Source organism: Streptomyces sp. ATLC9, from assembly GCF_057196705.1.
Map to the genome: position 1 here is coordinate 1 of NZ_JBXUOY010000274.1, position 6,577 is coordinate 6,577.

Genomic DNA, 6,577 nt, shown 5'->3' on the forward strand with positions numbered 1-6,577 from the left:
CGGCGCGCGCCCCACGCGGGGCGGCGCGCCCCCGCGGCGCCCCCCCCCCCCCCCCCCCCCCCCCCCCCCATGACCGCCGTCCTCCGCCCGGCCCGCCGGTGAGAGCGGACCGGCGCGGCGCCGGTTCACCGCCGGTTCAGCGGTGCCGCCAGGGGCCGGTGATCGCCAGCAGGATGCCGGGTTCCTGGATCCCGGCGAACAGCGTCCGGCCGTCCCCCGAGAAGCAGACCCCGGCGAACTCGCTGTACTCCGGCTCCTCCTCCGTGCCGATGTTCACCTCGTTGCGCGCGACGGGGAACGCCCGGCCGCGGTCGTCCGCGGCCATCAGGTGCTGGAGCCCCTCGCCGTCCTCGGCGATGATCACCCCGCCGTACGGCGAGACCGTGATGTTGTCCGGGCCGTCGAGGCCGCCGGGCTCGTGCGGGTCACGGTTGACCCCGAAGCGCAGCCTGAGGGTGAGGGTGCGGCGCCGGGGGTCGTAGAACCACACCTGGCCGTCGTGGGGCTCTCCGGGGCTGTCCATGTCACGTGCGTAGGAGGCCACCACGTACGCGCCGCCGTCGGCCCACCACATGCCCTCCAGCTTGCGGGCGCGGGTGACCTCCTCCCCGGTGAACTGCCTGCGGACGGGCACCTCGCGGGCGTCGCGGTCGGGGACGTCCACCCAGTCCACCCCGTAGACCGTGCCGGGGCGCACCGCGCGCGAGAGGTCGTCGACGAACCGGCCGCCGGAGTCGAAGCAGCGGAACGCCTGGAGGACGCCCGCGTCGTCGGCCAGTGAGCGCAGCCTCCCCCGCCCGTGCCGGAAGCCGTGCGGCGGCACCCACCGGTAGAGCAGGCCGTTGGGGCCGGAGTCGTCCTCCGTCAGGTACATGTGACCGCGCCGCGGGTCCACGACGACGGCCTCGTGGTCGAAGCGGCCCAGGGCCTTGAGGGGTCTGGGGTCGCGGCCCGCGCGCCGGTCACGCGGATCGACCTCGAAGACGTAGCCGTGGTCGCGGGTCATGCCCCGCTCACCGGCCCGGTCGGAGTTCTCCTCGCAGGTCAGCCAGGTGCCCCAGGGGGTCACTCCGCCCGCGCAGTTGGTGGAGGTGCCGGCGATGGCCACCCACTCGGCGAGCTTCTCCCCGTCGTGCGAGACCTCCACAACCGTGCAGCCCCCCGCGGCGGCCGGATCGTAGACCAGCCCCTCGACCAGCGGCACCGGATGCTCCCAGTCGTCGCGGGGGCCCTTGAGCTCGTGGTTGTTGACCAGCAGCGTCCTGCCCCGGGGGCCGTCGAAGGCGGCGGTGCCGTCGTGCCGGGCGGGGGTGTACTCGCCGGTCTCCAGCCGGGTGACACCGCAGTGCGTGAGGACGCGGTACGAGAATCCCGCGGGCAGGGCGAGCACCCCTTCGGGGTCGGGCAGCAGCGGACCGTAGCCCCGCGGCCCGTCGTCCTCCCGCCGCCCGCGGCGGTCGGCGTGATCACCACGGTCGCCGTGGTCATCCCGGCCCGGGGCGCCGAACGCGCCCGAGGCGCCGGCCAGAATGCCCGCGCTGCCGGTGAGGGCGATCCCGGCCCCGGCCACGACCGACCGCCTGCTGGGATCCGGGCGGCCGGCTTCGCTGTTGGTCGGCATCGTCTCTCCCGTCGGCTCTGCGCGACAACACGACGCCGACCACCATCCCGCCCTCCGGCGAACGCCGGTTGAACGCGGGCCGAACCGGTCGGCTCAGCCGCGCGACCGCGCCCTGTACGCCGCCTTGCGGGCGTCCTTCGCCGCCCTGCGGTCGGGGTGCACACGGCTCATCGCCTCCAGCACCTCCCCGGTCGCCGGGTGGTCGACGCGCCATGCCCTCTCGAAGAAACCGCTGTGCTGGTCGACCAGGCCGCGCACCAGCTCGCGCAGCTCCTCCGAGTCGCCCCCGCCCTCCTCGGTGGCGAGCTGGGCGGCCAGGGTGTCCACGGTCAGCCAGAACACCATCTCCTCCGACGGCGCGGGCACGTCGGCGAAGCCGCGCTCGGAGAGCCACACCCGTGCCAGTCCGCCCAGGTGGCGGTCGTCGAGGACCTCGCGCAGGGCGGGCTCGGCCTCCGCGCCGGTGATCGAGAGGGCCTGCTGGCAGGCCAGGCGGCGGCGCGGCGCGTCCCGGTCGTCGCCCCGGGCGGCGGCGAGGAGTTCGCGGGCTGCCTCCAGGGGGGCGCGCCGGGCCAGCCACAGCTCGATCTCGTGGCGGGCCGCCTCCTCGCCGTGGCCGGGCAGGGCGGCCAGCAGGTCCCGGGCGCTCTCCTGCGCCAGGTCGCCCACGACCGGGGCCCGGACGCCTGCCTCCACCAGCCGCTGCCGCACTCCGTGGAGGCCGAGCGGAGTCAGCCGGACCATGCCGTAGCGGGTCAGGTCCTCCTCGTCCGGGCCTCCGGAGTCACCAAGCCCCACGAGACCGTCGGGGCCGTCGGGCTCGTCGCCGTCGACCTCCTCGATCAGGGCCTCGTCCACGGGACGGTAGTCGACGATCCCGGTCGGCTCCAGCATCCGGAACTGCTCGTCCAGCCTCACCATCGCCGTCGAGACGTCCTCCAGAACGGAGTCGGTGGGGTGCTCCATATCCTCCGGGGCGATCATCGAGGCGGCGAGCACCGGCAGCGGCACCATCGCGCCGGCCGTCACGGCGGGGTCGGTGGCGGTCAGGACGTAGAGGTTGCCCAGGGCGCCGTCGAGGAAGTCGGCCTCCTCCTCCGGGTCCCAGTCGAGCGCGTCGAGGTCGAGTGAGTCCGGGTCGATCCGGCCGTCCCCGTCCCCGTCCCCGGCGCCCAGTACGCCGAGCAGGTCCTCCAGGGCGGGGGCCGCGGCGTCCGCGAGGGCCGCCTCCAGTCCGTCGCGCCAGATGTCCAGTACGTCGGCGGGAGCGCCCCCGGTGAGCAGGGAGAGCTCCTCGCCGGGGACCGCCGTGCCGTCCTCGGCCTCGTCGGTTCCGCCGTCCCCGCCGCTTTCACGGATCTCCAGCAGGCCGGTGTCCAGGGCCGTGTCCCATGCCCGCTCGGTCTGCGCGAGCCCGTCCTCCCCGTCGAGGCCCAGGTGGGCGGCGGCCCGCTCCAGCGACTCGTCGGGCAGTTCGCCGCCGGCGCCGACCCGGACCCCCTCCCCGGTCCAGCGGGCGAGCCGGACGGCCAGGGACAGCAGCGGCGCGGCCAGCGCGTCCCGCGCCAGTTCGGCTTCGGCGGGCAGCCGTACGGGCGGCACGGTGGGACGGTCGTCACCGGTCATGGGGGAGGGGCTCCTCGATTCGATGAGGCGGGCGTTGCGATCGCTGCCCCAGCGTAGACGGCCTTCGCCTCCACCGTCCGGTTCACCGTCCCTTCCGCCCGCGTACATCGGGGGCCGCTTGACAAGCACCTGACCAGAGCGGCACGTTACGCGCGTAGAAACCAAACGTGCGAACCACGGGCGGCGTCGTCGGATCCCGGTGCCGCACCTCGGCTCCGTCCCCGGCACGCCCGGCGCGTCCGGCACCCACCGCACCGTCCCGGAGGGACCCCTTGAGCAGACCCCAGGCGGCCCGTACCGCCGCACTCACCGTCGCAGCCCTGACCTCGACGCTGCTGGCCGTCCCCGCCTCGGCGGCGGAGCCGGCCGACGCGGTCCGCATCCACGACATCCAGGGCGCCACCCGCGTCTCCCCGCTGGCCGGCGAGCAGGTGTCGCAGGTCTCCGGCGTCGTCACCGGCGTGCGCGCCTACGGCTCGCGCGGCTTCTGGATGCAGGACACCGCACCCGACGGGGACCCCGCCACCAGTGAGGGCCTCTTCGTCTACACCGGCTCCACCCCCGAAGTGTCCGCCGGTGATCTGGTGAGCGTCTCGGGCACGGTCACCGAGTACCGCCCCGGCGGCAACTCCTCGGGCAACCAGACCCTCACCCAGATATCCCGTCCCCGGGTGACCGTCGTCTCCTCCGGCAACCGGCTGCCCGCCCCGGTGACCCTGGACTCCGCCTCCGTCCCCGAGGCGTACGCGCCCCAGGGCGACCCGGCCGCGGGCGGGAGCATCGAAGGACTGAGACTGCGCCCCGGGACCTACGCGCTGGACCTGTACGAGTCCCTGGAGGGCATGGACGTGCAGATCCACGACGCCCGCGTGACCGGCCCCAGCACCGAGTACGCCGAGCTGTGGGTGACCGTCGAGCCGGAGCGGAACCCCTCGGTGCGCGGCGGCACCGTCTACGGCGGCTACGACGAGCAGAACCCCGGCCGCCTCAAGGTCGAATCGCTCGTCCCGCTGTCCCAGGAGCCCTTCCCCGCCGCGAACACCGGCGACGTGCTGGCCGGTGCCACCACCGGCCCGCTGGACTACGAGCAGTACGGCGGCTACCTGGTGGCCGCCCGCGAACTGGGCGAGGTCGAGGACCGCGGCCTGGAGCGCGAGCGCACCCGCGCCCAGCGCCGCGGCGAACTGGCCGTGGCCACCTACAACGTGGAGAACCTCCACCCGGGCAACAGCCAGGAGAAGTTCGACCGGCTGGCCCGGGGTGTGGTGGACAACCTCGCCTCCCCCGACATCCTCGCCCTGGAGGAGATCCAGGACGACAACGGCCCGGTGAACGACGAGGTGGTCTCCGCCGACGCCACGCTCGCGAAGTTCACCGACGCCATCGCGGCCGCGGGCGGCCCGCGCTACGAGTGGCGCGCCGTCGATCCCGTCGACGACGCCGACGGCGGCCAGCCCGGCGGCAACATCCGCAACGTCTTCCTCTTCAACCCCGGGCGGGTCTCCTTCGTGGACCGCCCCGGCGGCGACGCCACCACCGCGGTCGGCGTGGAGCGCGAGCGCGGCCGGGCCGTGCTCACCCACTCCCCCGCCCGCGTCGCGCCGAACGACACGGCCTGGGAGGACAGCCGCAAGCCGCTGGCCGGCGAGTTCCGCTTCCGCGGCCGCACCGTCATCGTGGTCGCCAACCACTTCGCCTCCAAGGGCGGCGACCAGTCCCTGCACGCGGCCGTCCAGCCTCCCGAGCGCTCCTCCGAGGTCCAGCGCACCGCGCAGGCCAGGGTGGTCAACCGCTTCGTGCGGCAGGTGCTGGCGGTGCAGCGGAAGGCGGACGTCGTCGTCCTCGGCGACATCAACGACTTCGAGTTCTCCGCCACCACCCGCGAGCTGACCGCGGGCGGCGCGCTGCGCAGCGCGGTGCTCTCGCTGCCCGAGGAGGAGCGCTACACCTACGTCTACGACGGCAACGCCCAGGTGCTGGACCAGACCCTGGTCTCCCCGGGTATCCGCCGCTTCGACTACGACATCGTGCACATCAACGCGGAGTTCGCCGACCAGGCGAGCGACCACGACCCCCAGGTGATCCGCTTCCGCCCCTGAGGCGGGGCCTCCCCGCGGGAACCGGCCGTGCCGCCCGCCCGCCTTCCGGGCGAGCGGCACGGTCGGCGCATTCCGCGGCGCGGCGGGGAGAAGTGGCACGTCGACGACCACCGAACTCACCGACGGGATCGAGGTCGAGATGGCCGACAGCGGCGAACCGGGCCCGGACGAACCGTTCGAGGAGCGCCCCCGGGCCGGGGTGACCGCTGACCAGGCCGGTCGGACAGCCGGCTGGACCGGCCGCTCCGGCGTGGACCAGACTCGCCCCCATGCCCGACTCCCCCTTCGGCCGCGTCGCCGCCGCCATGATCACCCCGTTCGACTCCTCCGGCGCCCTGGACCTCCCCGGTGCCCGGCGGCTGGCCGCCCACCTGGTGGACCGGGCCGGCTGCGACGCCCTGGTCCTGGGCGGCACCACCGGCGAGTCACCGACCACCTCCGACGACGAGAAGACCGCCCTGGTGGGGGCCGTGGCCGAGGAGGTCGGCGACCGGGCCCGGATCGTCGCCGGTGTCGGATCCGCCGACACCCGCCACTCGGCGGAGCTGGCGCGGGCCGCCGAGGAGGCCGGCGCCCACGGCCTGCTGGTCGTCACGCCGTACTACTCCCGCCCCACCCAGGAGGCCGTCGCCCGCCATCTGGCCACCGTCGCCGACTCCACCGCCCTGCCGGTGATGCTCCACGACATCCCCTCCCGCACCGGGGCGGGCACCGCGCTGACGGTGGAGACGCTGACCCGGCTCGCTGAGCACCCTCGCATCCTCGCGGTCGAGGACTGCGCCCACGACCTGATGAAGACGGCGAAGGTGCTGGACTCCACCGGGCTGGCCTACTACTCCGGCTGCGACGAGACGACCCTGCCGCTGCGCGCGATCGGCGCCCACGGCTGTGTGAGCACGGTCGCCAACGTGGCGGGGCCGGCGGTGCGCGGCGTCCTGGACGCCTTCGACGCCGGCGACCACACCGAGGCCGCCCGGCGTCACCGGGCCTTGGTGCCGCTGGTCGACGCGATGATGTCCCAGGTGCCCGGCGCGGTGTCGGTCAAGGCGCTGTTCGCGGCGGCGGGGCTGCCGGGCGGCCCGGTGCGCCCGCCCCTGCTGCCGGCCGGCGGGGAGCTGACCGCGCGGCTGGCCGACGCGCTCAGGACGGCGCTGTCCCGGTGATCGCGCCCGGCGGCCCCGGGGGCGATCAGGCCGGTCCGGCCGGATCGCTCCGGTGCCCCGGCTCGGCC

General features: G+C 75.0%; 4 protein-coding genes. 2 read left to right on the forward strand and 2 right to left on the reverse strand.

The genetic code is table 11. The annotated features are described in order from the left end of the window. Positions 1-136: 136 nt before the first annotated feature. Both AC2CJA_RS22245 and AC2CJA_RS22250 read right to left on the reverse strand, forming a co-directional pair. Positions 137-1,621: an alkaline phosphatase PhoX gene (locus tag AC2CJA_RS22245; RefSeq protein WP_484604450.1), complete on the reverse strand. Its 1,485-nt coding sequence runs from the start codon at positions 1,619-1,621 to the stop codon at positions 137-139. A gap of 93 nt (positions 1,622-1,714) precedes the next feature. Further along, positions 1,715-3,247, reverse strand: coding sequence for a hypothetical protein (locus AC2CJA_RS22250; protein ID WP_484604451.1), 1,533 nt, complete (start codon positions 3,245-3,247; stop codon positions 1,715-1,717). A 272-nt stretch (positions 3,248-3,519) separates the two neighbouring features. Here AC2CJA_RS22250 and AC2CJA_RS22255 point away from each other — a divergent pair, with 272 nt between their 5' ends. Then, positions 3,520-5,346 carry an endonuclease/exonuclease/phosphatase family protein gene (locus AC2CJA_RS22255; RefSeq protein WP_484604452.1) on the forward strand — a complete coding sequence of 609 codons (1,827 nt, stop codon included), beginning with the start codon at positions 3,520-3,522 and terminating at the stop codon, positions 5,344-5,346. A gap of 269 nt (positions 5,347-5,615) precedes the next feature. Beyond that, positions 5,616-6,509 carry a 4-hydroxy-tetrahydrodipicolinate synthase gene (gene dapA, locus AC2CJA_RS22260; RefSeq protein ID WP_484604453.1) on the forward strand — a complete coding sequence of 298 codons (894 nt, stop codon included), beginning with the start codon at positions 5,616-5,618 and terminating at the stop codon, positions 6,507-6,509. Positions 6,510-6,577: the final 68 nt, after the last annotated feature.

Coding starts and splice junctions, on each gene's coding strand:
- AC2CJA_RS22245 (WP_484604450.1), bottom strand. CDS start 1,621: ATGCCGACCAACAGCGAAGCCGGCCGCCCGGATCCCAGCAGGCGGTCG.
- AC2CJA_RS22250 (WP_484604451.1), bottom strand. CDS start 3,247: ATGACCGGTGACGACCGTCCCACCGTGCCGCCCGTACGGCTGCCCGCC.
- dapA (WP_484604453.1), top strand. CDS start 5,616: ATGCCCGACTCCCCCTTCGGCCGCGTCGCCGCCGCCATGATCACCCCG.